The following is a 15,907-nucleotide window of genomic DNA, read 5'->3' on the forward strand; positions in this document are numbered from 1 at the left end:
CGAAAGCCGATGAGTGCTGAACTGTTCGTGTATCTGTTCTACGGTTACCTCGCGCTGGGGGCGGTATTTGGCGTTTATTTCGTCGGCTGGGGAGCCGCCCGCATCGACCCCAACGCCCACGGAATGCACCTCGCGCTGAAAGTCCTGCTCTGGCCCGCATCCGTTGCACTCTGGCCAGTGCTGCTGGTCAAAGTCTGGCGCGGTCAAACTGGATTATCCAAAGAAAACCACTCCAAACCAACGCAGCCATGACGCCATCCCTCCAACGCGCTCACCGTATGATCTGGTTGCTGCTGGTGGTTATGCTGCCGCTGGGCTTCGTGGCGGCTTTGCTGGCGTACCAATCCCCGCAGCAACAGGAGCCGATTACCCTGTCCCCGCCCGCGCCCCTGCCGGTTCTGCTGCGTTCGGTGGCGTCGGACAGCGTTGTCGTCCACCTGCGCCGGGCTGCTCAGGGCGGTGCGCTACAGCTTGACATCGCGCTCGAACAGCCGTTCGAGGTGCCATCGGCAGTGGTGCGCGTCCGACAAGCCGGTGCGTGGCGGGCGGTGGGCCTGTTAGACGCGCCGGGAACGTACCGCTTTCCGCTACCGACCACGGACAGTCACCCGCGTATTGAGATTGTAGACGATCTGCACCAGCGGACCCTACTGACTGTTGAATTCTGACGGGACCCGCACTGAAAACTGTATCCTCAACCCAAAAACAGCCATGAAATCTTATCCCAAAAGAGTGCTGATGATCGACAGCGACACCCACATGGTGGAGTCGATCCGCACGCACCTGCGCCACCTGCCCGCCGACCTGATTGCGACCAACTCCGGTCAGGACGGGCTTATTCTGATGGCCCGGCAACCCGTGGACCTGTGCATCTTAGACAGCCATTCCTCGGACATGTGCGGCTTAGAGGTGTGTCGGCAGATTCGCCAGGTCGATGCGGCCACGCCCATCATGATGCTCACCGCAATGGCTCAGGAAGCGGATAAAGTAAACGGGCTGGAGGCTGGGGCGGACGATTACCTGACCAAGCCGGTTGGCATCGGGGAGTTTATGGCGCGGGTGCGGGCCATGCTGCGCCGGAGCAGTTTGAACCTGTCGGCGGTTCAGACTGCCCCGCCACGGATTGTGCACGGAGCGATGGAGATCGACGTGGCTGCCCGCATCGTGACCATCGACGGCACCCGAATTAATCTGGCACCCAAAGAATTTGATCTGCTGGTGTTGATGGCGAAGACGCCCGGCAAGAGTTACCGGCGCAAGGAGTTGCTTAAACAAGTGTGGCAGTACCAGTTCGATGGCTACGAACACACCCTGACGGCCCACATCAACCGCTTGCGCAACAAGATTGAGCCGAATTTCAGCCAGCCGACGTACATCCTGACGACGTGGGGCGTTGGTTACCGCTTTGCCGACCCCAAATGAGTTGGTAACGGATAGAACCTATTTTTGGATGCGCCAACACCGGTTCAGGCTTGCGCTTCAGCCGCGCTTTTGAGGTCGGTAGCTGTGATCCCTTCAACGGCTAAGCCGTAGCCAACCTGTTCGAGCAGGGCTTTCCGCAACGGCAGCACAAACATGGCCCGCATATGCCGCCGGGTGAGTTCGGGAATAGCCAGCATTGTTTCGGCCACCGCGTAGGCCCGTTGGTGCAGGGCTTCAAGCGTGGGCAGCACTTCGGACACGACGCCGAGGGTGTGCGACTCCTGAGCCGAGAGTTTTTGCTGAGTGTACAGAAAATACTTGGCCCGGTGGTCGCCAATAGCCCGCGTCCAGACGGTTTGTATCCCGTCGCCCGGTACGATGCCGAAGGCAAGGTGCGGGAAATCCTGAAAATAAGCATTTTCGGATGCCAAGATGATGTCGGCGGTCAGGGCATATTCGGAGTGAACAGTGGCCGGGCCGTTGATGGCGGCAATCACCGGTACGCCGATGCTGGTGAGGTTTTGCAGCACTTGCTGGCCTTCCCACCAGGTTTTGTCCCATTCACGCGGGTTGGTGATGTCGCCCAGGCTAGGGCCATCAATCTGGGCAAAAAATTCAGTGCCCGTTCCCGTCAGAATCACGACTTTGTTGTCGCGGTCCTGGGCAATGCGCGAGAAAGCTTCCACAAAATCGTGGTGGTCTTTGCCGGTAAAAACAATCGGGCCGTTGTCGGTCGTGAGCCGAACTTCAAGAATTCCGCTGGTGGTACGACTGAATTTCAGGTGGTCGAATTGGGTGAAATAAGCCGGGCTTTGTCCTTCAGTCAGGAATGATGTGCCGGAGGTGGTGTTGGTTTCCATGTGCGTTGGTTTGTTCTGTTTTGGTTGATTGAGAACAGGACAAAGGTCAGGCGCTAAGCACAACTGCGCCATATCGTTTTGGCCCGGTGTGCTGCCAATTCTTCCCGGTTGTTACATTTAATCGGGAACATCATGCAGGTCGGAAAGGTATTCACAAGCACAAGACGGCACTTTCTGGATAAGGGTAGGAGGGAGTCGGGAAAAATAGATAACTCGTCGGGCAGAACAGTCAGCGCTTAACCAATCAAATGAGCCACCTTCACGGCACCAGTCAGTTTCCCAAATAACCCAGTTATGCTCGCTACCTACCAGGACCCAGCCACGCATGGTACGATTCGATTAGTGAAGTACGAACCTGCGTTTTATCGCCAGTTTTTCGATGAATCCATCATGGCCGGACAAGCCCCGACGGGACGTCGGCAACGGCTGCTGACCGTTGTCTGGAACACAGGAGCCGACCAGACCGTCCGGCTCGATGGCGTGACGTACCCGTTTCCGGCGCAAACCATGCTGCCGCTAATGGTGAATCAAACGTTTCAATTCGACCGGCCCGGTGAACTGATCGCCTGGCAGTTCGACCGGGAATTCTACTGCATCATCGACCACGACAAAGAGGTGTCGTGTTCAGGTTTCTTGTTTTACGGTTCGTCGGAACCCATGTTTTTGCGCTTAACTGACCATGAACAGGCCTCGTTTTTGGCCCTGTTGTCGGTCTTCGACGAAGAGTTTGCGACGGGCGACATTATTCAGGGTGATATGCTCAGGATGTTACTCAAGCGGTTGATTATCAAGCTGACCCGGCTGGCAAAAGTCCAGTATGCAGCGCATTCAATGCCCGGCGCGGGGGTAGAACAGATTCGGCAGTACAGAATGCTGGTTGAGCAAAACTACCGGCAGCACCATCAGGTAGCGTTCTATGCGAACCAACTCAGTAAGTCGCCCAAGACGTTGAGCAATGTTTTTGCGCTGCATCAGCAGGATAGCCCCCTGCAAATTGTCCATGACCGCATTGGACTGGAAGCCAAACGATTATTGCTTTATACCGACAAGTCGACCAAAGAAATTGCCTATGAACTGGGCTTTGAAGAAGTAGCGCACTTTAGCCGCTTTTTTAAAAATCTCTTCAATATGCCCCCGTCAGATTTCAAGACGCAACAGGTTCCAAAACAAGCTAACAGCGCATAAACCGGTCAGACGACTGTCCGGCTGACGGCATCAATGAATGAATTGTAACATTTTTATAACTATCTGATAATGTGATCTTTTTGTGATAACTATCTGCGTTTCTGCACCGTTTTCAAAGAGGATGCCGGGTGGTATCACTACTGTAATCTTACCCCTCTTCAACGCAGAAATTAGTTATGAAAGCAACCCTGACTTACCTCTTTGGCGCCTGCCTCTTAAGCTCAATACTGGCTGGCTGTAATCCCGAAAAAACCGAACAAACTCCGGCGCTGAAGCCCGAGAAAGGAATGGTCGACGAGGCATCGGCTCTGAACGAAGCCAACAGTCTGCTTGCCACGGCGAACGGTTCGGCGGGGGCACGGCAGGGCGTCCGGTTCACGCGTGACCAGAACGTATTCTTTCCCAGTGCGCTGGCCATCAACTTCCAGAGCAACCCGAAAACAGTTACGCTGCCGCTCTATAAAGGCATTGGCCCCAGTGGTAGCCCGACCTATTACATCATCACCGAAGCCGCCAACTTCTACGTAGCCAAAATCCTGGGCGTAAACTTCGCGCCCAAGCTTATTTTTGGCCGCGACACAGACGGTGCCCAGGAGGTGACCATCGACGGCGGGATGATCAAGTTCCGGGGCGACGTCAACTTCAGTCCGCAACGGGTGCTTCAGGCGGGTCCTGACCCCAACACGTTCCCGCCCGCCGTCGCGCAACCCGGTGCCGTGGGCGATGCGGAGTATTCGCCACTGCTCGTGCTGCCCAGCGGCTCGGTCATCAATGCACCCATCGTGGCCAACAGCACGGGGGTACACGACCACTTAGTGAGCATCGACTACGAGAAAGGGACCGTTATCTTTGAATTATTGGACGGATTTCAGGGCGGGGCGCAGTATTATTTTCACTTAGTTACCGAGTCGTCGGATGTGGGCGCGGCCACCATCGAGCGGGGTACGTACACGCCCCGGTTGGGCAACTTACCCACGTTTGGTCAGAGTTTGCCAACCGATGAATCCGCTTTGCTGGGCTTCTCGCCGGTATCCAATGGCGAAACGGGCTTCAATAACCCCAACCGTCAGGGCCTGAACTCAACTATCTTAGACGGTAACCTGGCTGACCCCATCAATATTTTCCCGCTGGACCCCGACAATAACAAGCAGTATAACAACAACTACAGCCCCATGTGGGACGCCCACCTGAACGCCTGGACTCCGCAGGCGATTCAGGCTGGAAAACGGCGACGAATCCGCAGCCTCGAAGACCTCCAGCAGTTAGTGAAGGAAGGGTTGGTAACCAATTTCGCAGGCAATTCGGGTCAGCCCAATGGCTTCGTGGCCGGGCTGAAACCAACGAATGTCATTATCAACTGCCCGGTCATAGCCCAGCCCGTCGGTTCATTGGTGACGCCGTAACCGCACCCGTCTACCGAATGTCAATGAGCGAACCCACTTGGTAACCATTCAATCCCAATCAGCCAGCCGGAATGTCGGTTGGCTGATTGGGATTGAACGGTTACGGCTTTGGGAAAACTGTCCATCCATCAACGACGTTTAGCCATGTTTTGCCGGTACGGGCCCCGGTACTTTTGTCAGGTCAATACCGACAAACAAATTAATCAACACAACGCCATGAGCCAGTTCACGGTACCAACCCGCGACGACGTTTTGCCCAACAATCAAGTCCTTTTTGATAGTCTCAAAGCCGGTTTAGGCTTTGTTCCCAACCTCTACGCAATCATCGCTTACTCGACCAATGGGCTGGGGACGTACCTGCAACTGCAAAACGCAAAAACATCGCTGAGCAAGAAAGAGAAAGAAGTGGTTAACTTAGTCGTCAGTCAGGAAAACGACTGCCGCTACTGCCAGAGCGCCCACACCGTACTGGGGAAAATGAACGGCCTGACCGACGAGCAAATCCTGGACATCCGGCAAGGATCGGCTCCGTTCAACCCCAAAGTAGATGCCCTCGTGCGGCTTACCAAAGAGATTACGGCGCAGAAAGGTCGCCCGTCGGCAGCCGCCTTAGACGCCTTTTTTGCGGCCGGGTACACCAACGAGAGCTTAGTGGACATTATCATTGCCATTGCCGATAAAGTAGTGATGAATTACCTGCATAATATTACCGAGGTGCCCATCGACTTTCCGCTGGCCCCTGAACTCGAAACCGTTTAATTATTCACCCATTCAGCCGGGCAATTTTAGTTTAGTAGTTGCCCGGCCGAATGAGCTTACTTCGATAACCACATGGATACGGACCAAACAGCCGGTACTGACGGGCTTCGGCCACCGCTGCCGCCGTTCACGCTCGAAACAGCCCGGCAAAAAGTGCAGATGGCCGAAGACGCCTGGAACAGCCGCGACCCACAACGGGTGGCACTCGCCTATTCGGAGGATACGGAATGGCGAAACCGAACGGAGTTTCTTAGGGGACGCGACGAGGTCCGGGCGTTTTTAGAACGCAAATGGGCGAAGGAATTAGACTACCGCCTGAAGAAAGAACTGTGGGGATTCCGCGAGAACCGGATGGCCGTGCGCTTTGAATACGAGTGGCACGACGAAGCCGGACAATGGTACCGCAGCTACGGCAACGAACTATGGGAGTTTGACGAAGCCGGGCTGATGCGCAAACGATTCGCCAGCATCAACGACCTGCCGATTGACGCCACCGACCGGCTCCTGTTCGCTATAGAGAAGGCCGCTTAACGAGTCAAACCAAACGAATACGCAGACCATGACGCACCCGGATAACGCAATGATGTCAACGAATCCACTGACGCTGATTGACCCGCAGAATGGCAATCTGGCCCTGAAACTGGTCGATTTCACGGATAATAGTGGGTTCGACCATCTTCAACGCCACAACTATTTCTCGATTATCTGGATCAAACAGGGACAGGCGCTCCTGAAAGCCGACTTCTCGGAGTATGCCATTGATAAGGACACGATGCTGTGCTTTGCGCCCTATCAACCTTTCCTCCTAGCCTCAACCGGTGAACTACTGGGGTCGGCGGTGTATTTTCACCCGGATTTCTTCTGCATTTTCCGGCATCAGGCCGACATTGAAAGTAACGGCGTTCTGTTCAATAACGTCTATCAGCCACCGTACGTACGGGTTGATAGCCCGGCGGCCCTGACGTTCGACAATCTATTAACTCAGATGCGGACCGAGATGCAGCGACCGGCCCTGTCGCAATACGAACTGCTGGTTTCGTACCTGAAGATCCTGCTCATTCAGGCCACCCGCCTGAAAGTTGACCAAACCCCCGAATTACAGGCTGAAGCGGTTCCATCGGACGAGCCATTTGTTCTTCAGCAACTGAAAGGCAGCATTGAAGCCCATTTTCGGTCGAAACACACCCCTGGCGACTATGCCGATCTGTTAAGCCTGACGCCTAAAGCGCTGGGCAAACTCACCAAAAAGCATTTTCAGAAGACGCTCACCGACCTGATTGCCGAGCGCATCGTGGTAGAAGCCAAACGGGAGCTGTACCTGACGGGCAAACCCGTGAAGTCGATTGCCTACGAACTAGGTTTCGGAGACGAGTATCACTTTAGTCGTTTTTTTAAGAACCACACCGACGTCAGCCCGCAACGCTACCGCACTACGGTTGGCTTTGGTCGCCAAACGGCTCTGCTTTCGTAGAAATCAATTGCGATAGCGCGATAAATTCCTTATTTTCAGACCTTGAACCGGCATCTAACCCGCATCGTCCATTTACCATTGACCCTGCATGGCCCTTCAGTATAGTCCCGTTTTATTCAACCGTCAGAAACGGCTCTACGATCTGACCATCGCTGGTTTAGTCGTCGTTTATTTATTCGTCTTCTGCGCATTACAGGTGGTTTTGTTTCCGCCCGTAACAACCGAAACCATCATCATCCGGGCGACGAGTACGCTGGCGTTTTTGATGCTGCACGTTATTCTGATTATCGGCCCGCTCTGTCGGCTCGATCAACGGTTTCTGCCGTTGCTCTACAACCGTCGGCATCTGGGCGTCAGTATGTTCGTGGTGGCGGCCGTTCACAGCGTCTTCAGCGTACTGCAATTTCACACGCGGGGCGATGTTGACCCATTGGTTTCGCTGTTTACGTCGGAGGGGCAGTACGGCAGTTTGGGCCAGTTTCCGTTTCAGCCACTCGGTTTCCTGGCCCTGCTGATTCTGTTCGTGATGGCGGCTACCAGTCACGATTTCTGGCTCAAGAACCTTAGCCCGCACGTCTGGAAAGCCCTGCACATCGGTGTTTACATTGCCTATGGCCTGATCGTGATGCACGTGGCGCTGGGTATTCTGCAACAGGAAACGTCACTGGTGTACGCGGGTTTGCTGGGCGCGGGCCTATTCACGATAACGGGTCTGCATCTGACGGCGGCATTCGTCGGCAACCGGCACGAACTACACCCGACAAATACCGAAACGGACGGCTTTGTGGCTGTCTGTGACGTGGAGGATATTGCCGAAAACCGGGCTAAAACGTTGCTGATCGACGGGCAGAACATCGCTCTGTTTCGGTACGAGGGTAAACTGTCGGCGGTGAGCAATCTGTGCCGCCACCAGAACGGGCCGCTGGGTGAGGGTAAAATTATTGACGGCTGCATCACCTGCCCGTGGCACGGCTACCAGTACCTGCCCGAAAACGGCCATGCGCCCCCGCCCTTTACCGAGAAATTAGAAACGTACGCCGTGCGCTGCGTCGGCACGACAGTCTGGGTTAACCCCCAACCGAATCCACCCGGTACTCCACAACCACCCGCCCTACTCCCCTCAACCGCACTGACCGATGGCAAACCCTGAACCTGATTTTTACATTGGCTGGCAGGACAAAGCCCCGCCCCTTTACGCCAGAGCCGTTCGCTGGGCGATTGGGCTGTTAATTGTGCTGGTACCGGCCGTAGCCGCCTTGCTTGTCTGGCAGCAGCGGGGCTTCTCGGAAGCGGTGTTTGAGTACGGTCAGTTGACCACGCTGGAGGGCCAGTTGATTCGTCAGCCCGTGCCGTTCCTGCGGGTACCGGTAAAAAACGCGGCTCCCGACGCGCCCCTATTCGAGCGAATTTTGCTCATTGGTTACGGTAAGCACGGTGCCGACGCCACCTTACACCAGTGGGAACAGCGGTACGGCTCGTTGGCGGGTAAAACCTTGAAAATTCGGGGAACGCTCATCTACCACGAAGGCCATGCCGCCCTCGAACTGAGCGAAGAAACCGACGCACTCCGAACCGTAGCGACGCCCGCCCAATCGCCAGCGGCTCCGGTTGTTTCATCATTGGGACAAGCCGTTTTACAAGGTGAAATCACCGATCCGAAATGTTTCCTTGGCGTGATGAAACCCGGCGACGGCCGACCGCACCGGTCGTGCGCCGTACGCTGCATTGCGGGCGGCATTCCACCCTTGTTGTGGGTTCGTAACGGCACCGGCCGGGAAAACGGTTACCTGCTCGTCGGGCCGAATGGTGAACCCATTAATGAGCAGATATTAAATGATGTAGGACGCGGGGTACGCGTCGAAGGCCGCTTAGAAAAAGCCGACAACTGGTTGATTCTGTACGTTGATGGACCGGTTGGTGTAGCTCGGCTGCGGGCTGATGTGGTGGCCCAGATTGCCATGTGCAGGTGAATTGTTAAGGTGGTTTATCTGCAAAAACCGGCCAGAGAAGACAGATTAGACATTTGGAATGTGCTTAAATCTACCTAATCAGTTGTATTGAGTGATTAGGTTGTGCAACGACTGACAGCATGTAGCGGATAGTCGCGTCGATAAACAGAAACAGGAGTTTGGTTGTCTAACCCCTGATGGGGACGCTCGTGATTGTAGGCCATCCCCCACAGTCTTACCTGATAACGTCGGTCCTCCGAGTCTGGAAAACGAACGTAGTTAAACAACTCGTCTTTGTCGGTGCGGTTGCTGCGTTCGATGAAGCCATTGCGCCAAGGTATGCCTTTCTCGAGCAGACCATGAATCCGACCACTTTCTTCTGCCGTTTTGGTGAATCGGGTTTTGCCCTCGGGATGAGCGGTGTACTTCATAGTGAAACTCATGGCCTTGTCGGTGAAGGTGATAAAAAAGGGGGGAGGCCATCGATCGACCGCTTGAAGACCTCAGCGATGGTGGCACTTTCATAATCGTCGTGGATTTCCGAATACCTGATGCGAGAAGCCAGATGAATGATGGAAATCTTATATTCGAAGCCGGTTTTCCTGTCAGAGCAGGCAATTGCTGGACATTCCTCTGTGTCCGGTAGCGACCCGTTGCCAAAGGATGGATAGCATAGGCGGAGGTTTGGGCTTGGGCGGCAGGCTTTGGTCCAAAATGAGTCGTACCGTACCGTACTGAAGGCAAAGGGGCCATACTTGGCGCGTAATTTCTGTTCGATGCGAACCGGTCCGTGATGAGGGTGAGCCAGCCGGTAGTCAATGAGCGCCTGACGGTAAGTACCTGTCACGCGCCGGTAGTGGTTTTTTGGGGCACTGGTTTGGTCACGGCCGTTGTCACGTTTGACCCATTTTGGGATGGTTCCGAGGCTGGTATTGAACTTAGCCGCCAATTGGGGGTAGCTGAATTGGCGGGTTGCCTACAATTGTTGAATGTGTTGGCGCTGGCTGGGGGTAAGAGCCGCATTCTTATGAAGTTTCATCAAGTCCATACCTAACAAGATTCAAGCCAATACACAACCTAATCACTCAATACACATAAACCACTACTCAGCGACCTCATCCGGGAGTTGCCACGACCGGATGGTGCAGGTGCCACAGTCGATGGTCATAAGATGGCATCGGGATTGGGGAAACAGCCACCCAACTGTCGACGGTGCCGGTCGATGTGAAACCGCAAAAACTCGAACCGCTGCCGAATGTCCAATGGACCCGAAATGGGATGCGGATGAATGACGGTTTTCAGTTCATCCTCCCTGACCATGCGGCTAAAGGCCAGCAGCAAATGCTGTAAATTCAGGAGTGAAGCGCACCAGAACGCCAGTGAGCCGCCCATGCGCGGGGCGGCAATGGCCGGGACCTGCTCTTTGGGTTGCCAGGTTTCTGCCACAATCGCTTCAATCGAGCGGCCCCGGTTGGTGTGTTCACCGGCCCAGACGGGACGACCGCTACGTTGGGCTTCCACGGCTCGCCACATACCCCAGATGCCGCCCTGCTCGGCCCAGACCAAGTGTTCCGTGATGTCGACGGCGCTCCACACGTCGGGTGCCGGTTTGCGTTGCGCCTGCTCATCCGTCAACCGCAGGGCAAGCTCGACGTAGCGGCCACGGGCGGTGGCAACGTCCTGAAGGAGTGGTTGCAAGGTTGGGGGTACCGAAATAACTTCACTGTAATCGCCCATATGCGTTTAGGGTAGCTCAGTCCGAATAATCAGTCTTAGAGTCTTACGAGTAGTGGTTTAGAGCGTCCAAGATAGGCATTATCCGGAAACCGCCCCTACCAATAACAACAGCGTGAAAAGTCCGGTCAGTAGTCCCCACGCCAGCCAGAAGCGTCGGCCTGCTCGTCGGCGTTCGGCGGGTTCCATGTCGCGCAGGCGTTTTACCTCCCGTTCCGACGCCCGGCCCAGGAAGTAGATACCACCCGCCAAAAAGCCCAAACCGAGTATGAACACGATGGCCGCAAAAAAACCGTAGCCTGAGCAGAGAATACCGCAGGCTAAGCCCGTCGTGAACAACATGAGGGGTAGACTCAGCACAAACAGCAGCGCGAAGCCGGTGCTTCGGCCCCGCTGATTGTCGCTTCTGCCCCCTTTCCGAACCGCTGCAGCGCCTTCGACGGGGCGTAGCGTGTCGGGTCGGACGATGTCGACCCGGCTTTCGATGCGCCGACTGCCCCACACGCCGACCGGTACGTCGTGCGACTGAAAGCGGGGTGCCGTTAATCCACCCAGCAGCCCGAACAGCAGAAAATTACCCAAAAACGCCCCGAACAAACACCAGCGTCTGAAGTGAAAATCAGGTCCACCGCTATGGGCCAGAAGCCGGACGCCCACCGCCAGACAGATCGTTACTGCGACACCCGCGTGCAAGCCAGCCACCGGTAGCGTGTCGAACCAGGTAGCACCCAGCACGAAGCCATTGAAACCATTGATAACTTCGCACAGAGTAATCAGTGCAATGGCGAGCGGTGCGTGTCGACTGGCCCATTGAGAAAGGTTTTTCATCGGGGTTGGTGGGTTATATTGATGTTGACGAAACATCTGGGGTCTAAGCTAAGGCCGGTTGTACTGCTTCGTACAGCTTATCACAAACATAGTGCTTACTCAGTGGGCAGTGGCGGGCCGAGGATTTCCATTCCATGTGCCCGGAAATGTTTTTGCGATTCTTCGGCCGTCGGACGACGTTGCCGCTTGCCAGATTCAATGAAGAAAGCCTCCATCTGGCCAGCGGGTTGAAAAATGATGGTCAGTTTACCAACGCCTTCCGACACGTGGGCTAACGTATGCGGAACGCCCCGCGGCCCCAATATGCAATCGCCCGCTTTCAGCCGAAACGTTTCGTCACCGATCCGGAACACGAATTCACCTTCCAAAATATGAAACCATTCATCCACGGCATGGTGAACATGAAGCGGTGGCCCGCCCTTTCCGGTAACCGTTGACTCGAAAATGCACAGGTCCCCATTGGTGTCTTTCCCCGACAGTTTCAGAAGATTGGGTTGGCGATTCGGCGAGCAGGGGAGCCGCCAGGCTGGATTTCAAAAAGATGCGACGTTTCATAGCTGTTTTATCAAAAATAATGTCATCGCCCGCAGACGAGATCAGGCAGCCAGCCTATGTCGTACCGGCAGCGGTCCAATACGGCCGGTAGTAATGCGTAAACTAAAGGGTTATCTTCTGAATGGTGCCGTCGAAGGTCTGAGCGACATAGTAGGTGTTGGGGCCGCTTCGTTTGATTGAGTTGGGGTAGTTCAACCCCCGCAGCAGGAACGTATTGCCCTGCGCCGTTGACCGCACAATCGTCCCGGAATTGTCCGTAAAGCCCTGACCCGTCCAGGTGCCATACTCCAGGACAATGGGTTGCCCGGTAGCGTCCAGTTCAATATCCGTCAGCGTCGACAAGCCGGTCTGGTAAACTGACACGGTGCCGTCGAGCTGAACCTGGTAGATGGGCGCTTGTCCGGTCGGAAACGGAAAGCCCGTAAAGCTGCTGACCAGGAATTTCTGACCGTCGAACACAATCCCCGTCGGTACCGCTTCCAATGTATCGGTTCCCCTGGCTGGGTTACTGGTAATAATCGGAGGAAGCGTGGCAAATACACTCAGGGTCTGGGTGGAGGAGGCCTTTCGGCGGATAACGGCATTGGCTGCGGCATCCACAATGAACAGGTCTCCCTCCGGGCCAATCGTCAGATTAAACAAATCGGTCTCATCGGTATCGTTGGCAAACGGGTAAGCTTTGACAAAGTCGCCCACGGCCTCATAGGCGAGCGATTGAGCCAACACGGGCGGGTTACCCGGCTGAAATTGATTGATGTCGAACCGATACAGCCGACCTTCGACACCGTGCAGTAGATACAGCGTAGTTCCCTGAAGCAGCAGGTGATTGAGACCAAAAACCGCGCCTTCCGGACTAACCTGGGAGACAAAACCGGTCACTACCGGCCAGACCTCACCTTGTGGGGTTATCATCGACAACTGGCCATCATTGGCCGTGCCGCTCCCCGCCTGGGTAACCCAGACTTGTCCCTTCGCGTCCGTTTCCACACCCAAAGGCGCGACCAGACCGCTGGCGAACGGGCTAATCTGGGATTGGGGCGGGTCCCGATGGTCCTCACAACCCGTAGTTCCGATCAGGGTCGCCAGCAATAGGGAGAGGGGTGCACACAGCCGAACAAACCGAATGCGGACAAATAATGGGCAGATGAGAGTTTTCATGAGAATTGACGTTTGAGGGATATTGAATCGGAGTAAGTCGGGCTTGCCTTATTTCTTAGCGGTCGGTGACGACTGCGCCAAGGCCAGCTTCACCGCTTCGTAGAGGTTGACGATGCCGCCCGTTTTCGACAGGGAGGCAAAATCCACTAATTGACGGATACCCGGTTTGTAGACCATCGTATGGAGTGGAGCTGCCGATTGCATGATAATCCGTTTGATATCCTGGGGAGTGAGTTGCGGAAAATACGATTTCAATACGGCCGCTATACCCGCGACCACGGGAGCGGCCATGCTGGTACCACTGTTCGGGTCGTAGCCATTGCCCGGTACGGTCGAGGTGATGGCCACGCCGGGGGCAAACACGTGTTTTCATGAGGATGGATTAGTCGATGAATGTCATTTCGAGGAAACAGCAGTTGATTGAACAGGTGGCTTTCCAGCGGGCTGCTGCTGGGTGACGCAGTGCATTCCGCCCGACGAATAGTTGTATTTTATGGGGTTAATGGGCACTAATTTCCGGTCTGGAAAGTGTTTTTTGAACAATGCCAGCACCTCGGCATCACGCTTTTTGTCCGCGTCCGGCATACCCGGTTGCCAGTAGGCTGGTAGCAGAATCACCCCGTTGGTGATGACATAATTCAGGTAGCTGGTAGTGGGCACGAGGTAGAGTATTGTGCCCGATTTGACGTTAGGACGGGCCAATTTTATATTTTTGTAGAACGGGTTGCTTTCGGTCACCACTCGCTTTCGGTAGTCGATTTGCGGGTGAAGGGCTTACCATCCTGGTCGGTGGCCTGCTGTAGGATTTTCAGGTTCCCGACCATTCGATCATGGGTAATCCGCTTCACGGGGTCTGTGCCAATCTCGTCTTCATCAATCCAACCCAATAGAATCGTGCTGGCATTAGCAAAGCGGCAGAACTCATCCACGTGCCCCCCCGTGCCTCGTACTGAGTACAGCACCGAATCGCCCAGCAACCCCAGCCGGTCATCATCGGCGGTGCCTTTTTTGAGCCAAATAATCTTTTTCACCCCCAGTACCCGCTTCAAATCATGCTCGATGGCTTCTTTAGACAAATGCGGATTGCGTTGCAGTGTGACGGATTCAACCTGGGGCAGGGTGCCTTTGCCGTTCACCTCGATGGCCCCGCCTTCCATGAAAACGCTGGAGGTGATAATCGGCAGTTTCAGCCGCCGGGCGATGTCGCGGTCGATGCCGTCGTGTTGGCGGGCGCGTTCGGTTAGCGAGTCCGGGTGCCCGCCGTAATTGCTGTACCGGAAATCGACGACGGCCAACTGACCTTCGGCGTTGCGAACGAACACCGGTCCCGGATCGCGGTACCAATAGTCCGTCGGGTCCTGTTTGATGATCGTGATTCGGCTGGTGTCGATGCCAAACTGAGTAAACCAGCCTTTTCCTTCCCGAAACAGGGTATCTTTTTCCAGCATCAGATTCACCCGGACGAACGGAGATAGCGCCCGAACCATCTCAATCGTCGTGGTGTCGTGCCGCTTGTGCGTATCCTCGGTGCGGAGGCCCATCCAAACCGCATCCTGCGGCTCCCACTCGGCAGGCATGGTGTACGTTGAGCGGGTCTGTGCCTGACTCAGCGTCGAGACAAGGCAAATGAGCAGGGTGGTAATCAATAGCTTACTAATGTGTATTGCTGAAATTTTCCTGCGTACTACCATCAGAAATGATTCGTGCATGGCGAAGTCGGTCGGGCTCTGAGGTAACGACCCAGATCGGCGTAGCTCAGGTATTCGACAAACTCGTTCATCATACGCGTACCGGAGCGATAGAACGTCAGCAGCCGATACGTGAAAAGACGCGACAGGCGAAGGATATGTCATGACAGTTGATGAAAGAGGAAGGCAACTAAGAACGGTCAGGAATCAGTCTTTTACGGGCTTATCGCCCGGTAACCTGCCTTTAATCCACTTAATCTGACCATTATGATTGCTCTCGTGCTCCGCGACGTGGAACCATTTGCAATAATTATTCGTCGGTTGGTTGCCAAAGAACTTGGGGTCTACCGTCATCAGCCAGGCATCGTCACGCTGTTTGAATTCCTGCTTCGTCTTATTGCGCACCTCGCTCAGCGCGTTCAGGTAATAATCCAGATTGTTACCTTTAATCTGCTGGCGGGCTGTATCACCCAGTTCACGGGCAACCTCCCACTGCTTTTTCTCCGCTTCGTTAAGATCGTTGCGTCCCTCAAACGTGTTTAGCTGATACAAAAATTCAATAGCGGCTAAGTGCATCAGCATGGCCCCGATGGAGTTAGCTTTAGGGTCGTGCAGGTAATCCAGATCAGTCTGCGATAACCCCCGCAACGACCGCAGTACGGTAGCCCGCATCCAGTTCATCATCGACAGTAGTGTACCAATCTGGGGGGCGTAGCCTTCCATCGGCCCGACGATGTTGAGACCGGTCACGGGCGCGGTTGGTTGGGTGGCCCAGCCTGTTTGCGGCAACAGGCTCAGGCCAGTGACTAAGCCGGTAGCCGTTGTGAGAAACCCCCGGCGGTCAACCGGGTGGGATGCGTTCAGCTTCATGATGATTAGGAGTAAGGGTTTAGGC

Annotated in this window: 20 protein-coding genes; 10 read left to right on the plus strand and 10 right to left on the minus strand. The window is 55.1% G+C overall.

Annotation, left to right across the window (positions count from 1 at the left end; genetic code table 11):
* Positions 1 to 9 precede the first annotated feature (9 nt).
* The 3 genes from ACYVHB_RS16055 to ACYVHB_RS16065 are packed head-to-tail and all read left to right on the plus strand — an operon-like array spanning position 10 to position 1,422.
* Positions 10 to 252 (plus strand): hypothetical protein, encoded by a 243-nt coding sequence (locus tag ACYVHB_RS16055; RefSeq protein WP_461052776.1) that lies wholly within the window; start codon positions 10 to 12, stop codon positions 250 to 252.
* Entirely contained in the window at positions 249 to 668 is a 420-nt protein-coding gene (locus ACYVHB_RS16060) for a hypothetical protein (RefSeq protein WP_461052777.1), read from the plus strand. The genes ACYVHB_RS16055 and ACYVHB_RS16060 overlap by 4 nt, the downstream gene beginning before the upstream one ends.
* A 43-nt stretch (positions 669 to 711) precedes the next feature.
* Positions 712 to 1,422, plus strand: coding sequence for a response regulator transcription factor (locus tag ACYVHB_RS16065; protein WP_461052778.1), 711 nt, complete (start codon positions 712 to 714; stop codon positions 1,420 to 1,422).
* A 44-nt stretch (positions 1,423 to 1,466) separates the two neighbouring features.
* On the opposite strand, the gene ACYVHB_RS16070 is transcribed toward ACYVHB_RS16065, so the two are convergent.
* Positions 1,467 to 2,282 (minus strand): enoyl-CoA hydratase/isomerase family protein, encoded by an 816-nt coding sequence (locus ACYVHB_RS16070; protein ID WP_461052779.1) that lies wholly within the window; start codon positions 2,280 to 2,282, stop codon positions 1,467 to 1,469.
* A gap of 294 nt (positions 2,283 to 2,576) precedes the next feature.
* Between ACYVHB_RS16070 and ACYVHB_RS16075 the strand changes: the two genes are divergently transcribed.
* The 7 genes from ACYVHB_RS16075 to ACYVHB_RS16105 all read left to right on the plus strand — a co-directional run bounded on the left by ACYVHB_RS16075 (position 2,577) and on the right by ACYVHB_RS16105 (position 9,070).
* The gene (locus tag ACYVHB_RS16075) at positions 2,577 to 3,467 is read left to right on the plus strand and encodes a helix-turn-helix domain-containing protein (RefSeq protein ID WP_461052780.1); all 891 of its coding nucleotides are present in this window, start codon (positions 2,577 to 2,579) and stop codon (positions 3,465 to 3,467) included.
* Between the two features lie 176 nt (positions 3,468 to 3,643).
* Positions 3,644 to 4,870, plus strand: coding sequence for a hypothetical protein (locus tag ACYVHB_RS16080; RefSeq protein ID WP_461052781.1), 1,227 nt, complete (start codon positions 3,644 to 3,646; stop codon positions 4,868 to 4,870).
* 216 nt (positions 4,871 to 5,086) lie between these two features.
* Positions 5,087 to 5,629 carry a carboxymuconolactone decarboxylase family protein gene (locus ACYVHB_RS16085; protein WP_461052782.1) on the plus strand — a complete coding sequence of 181 codons (543 nt, stop codon included), beginning with the start codon at positions 5,087 to 5,089 and terminating at the stop codon, positions 5,627 to 5,629.
* 72 nt (positions 5,630 to 5,701) lie between these two features.
* Positions 5,702 to 6,160, plus strand: coding sequence for a nuclear transport factor 2 family protein (locus tag ACYVHB_RS16090; protein WP_461052783.1), 459 nt, complete (start codon positions 5,702 to 5,704; stop codon positions 6,158 to 6,160).
* Positions 6,161 to 6,188: 28 nt separating this feature from the next.
* Entirely contained in the window at positions 6,189 to 7,100 is a 912-nt protein-coding gene (locus ACYVHB_RS16095) for a helix-turn-helix domain-containing protein (protein ID WP_461052784.1), read from the plus strand.
* An 88-nt stretch (positions 7,101 to 7,188) separates the two neighbouring features.
* A complete protein-coding gene (locus tag ACYVHB_RS16100) occupies positions 7,189 to 8,250 on the plus strand; it encodes a Rieske 2Fe-2S domain-containing protein (RefSeq protein ID WP_461052785.1) in 1,062 nt (353 codons plus the stop codon).
* Positions 8,237 to 9,070, plus strand: coding sequence for a hypothetical protein (locus tag ACYVHB_RS16105; protein ID WP_461052786.1), 834 nt, complete (start codon positions 8,237 to 8,239; stop codon positions 9,068 to 9,070). Before ACYVHB_RS16100 ends, ACYVHB_RS16105 begins: the two co-directional genes overlap by 14 nt.
* Positions 9,071 to 9,165: 95 nt before the next feature.
* Here the strand turns inward: ACYVHB_RS16105 and ACYVHB_RS16110 are convergent, their stop codons facing one another.
* The 9 genes from ACYVHB_RS16110 to ACYVHB_RS16150 form a co-directional block, all read right to left on the minus strand.
* On the minus strand, positions 9,166 to 9,480 hold the full coding sequence (locus ACYVHB_RS16110) for an integrase core domain-containing protein (protein WP_461052787.1): 315 nt from the start codon (positions 9,478 to 9,480) through the stop codon (positions 9,166 to 9,168).
* A 733-nt stretch (positions 9,481 to 10,213) separates the two neighbouring features.
* The gene (locus tag ACYVHB_RS16115) at positions 10,214 to 10,786 is read right to left on the minus strand and encodes a DinB family protein (RefSeq protein WP_461052788.1); all 573 of its coding nucleotides are present in this window, start codon (positions 10,784 to 10,786) and stop codon (positions 10,214 to 10,216) included.
* Positions 10,787 to 10,864: 78 nt separating this feature from the next.
* Positions 10,865 to 11,611 (minus strand): hypothetical protein, encoded by a 747-nt coding sequence (locus ACYVHB_RS16120; protein WP_461052789.1) that lies wholly within the window; start codon positions 11,609 to 11,611, stop codon positions 10,865 to 10,867.
* Between the two features lie 95 nt (positions 11,612 to 11,706).
* On the minus strand, positions 11,707 to 12,096 hold the full coding sequence (locus ACYVHB_RS16125; RefSeq protein WP_461052922.1) for a cupin domain-containing protein: 390 nt from the start codon (positions 12,094 to 12,096) through the stop codon (positions 11,707 to 11,709).
* A 172-nt stretch (positions 12,097 to 12,268) separates the two neighbouring features.
* Complete coding sequence (locus ACYVHB_RS16130) at positions 12,269 to 13,324, minus strand: ScyD/ScyE family protein (RefSeq protein WP_461052790.1); 1,056 nt, start codon at positions 13,322 to 13,324, stop codon at positions 12,269 to 12,271.
* A 48-nt stretch (positions 13,325 to 13,372) separates the two neighbouring features.
* Positions 13,373 to 13,687 (minus strand): S8 family serine peptidase, encoded by a 315-nt coding sequence (locus tag ACYVHB_RS16135; RefSeq protein WP_461052791.1) that lies wholly within the window; start codon positions 13,685 to 13,687, stop codon positions 13,373 to 13,375.
* Between the two features lie 33 nt (positions 13,688 to 13,720).
* Positions 13,721 to 14,062, minus strand: a complete 342-nt coding sequence (locus ACYVHB_RS16140; RefSeq protein WP_461052792.1) for an agmatine deiminase family protein — start codon at positions 14,060 to 14,062, stop codon at positions 13,721 to 13,723.
* Entirely contained in the window at positions 14,059 to 15,033 is a 975-nt protein-coding gene (locus tag ACYVHB_RS16145) for an agmatine deiminase family protein (protein WP_461052793.1), read from the minus strand. Before ACYVHB_RS16145 ends, ACYVHB_RS16140 begins: the two co-directional genes overlap by 4 nt.
* Positions 15,034 to 15,219: 186 nt before the next feature.
* Positions 15,220 to 15,882, minus strand: a complete 663-nt coding sequence (locus ACYVHB_RS16150; protein ID WP_461052794.1) for a DinB family protein — start codon at positions 15,880 to 15,882, stop codon at positions 15,220 to 15,222.
* Positions 15,883 to 15,907 lie beyond the last annotated feature (25 nt).

The organism is Spirosoma arcticum (genome assembly GCF_054779955.1).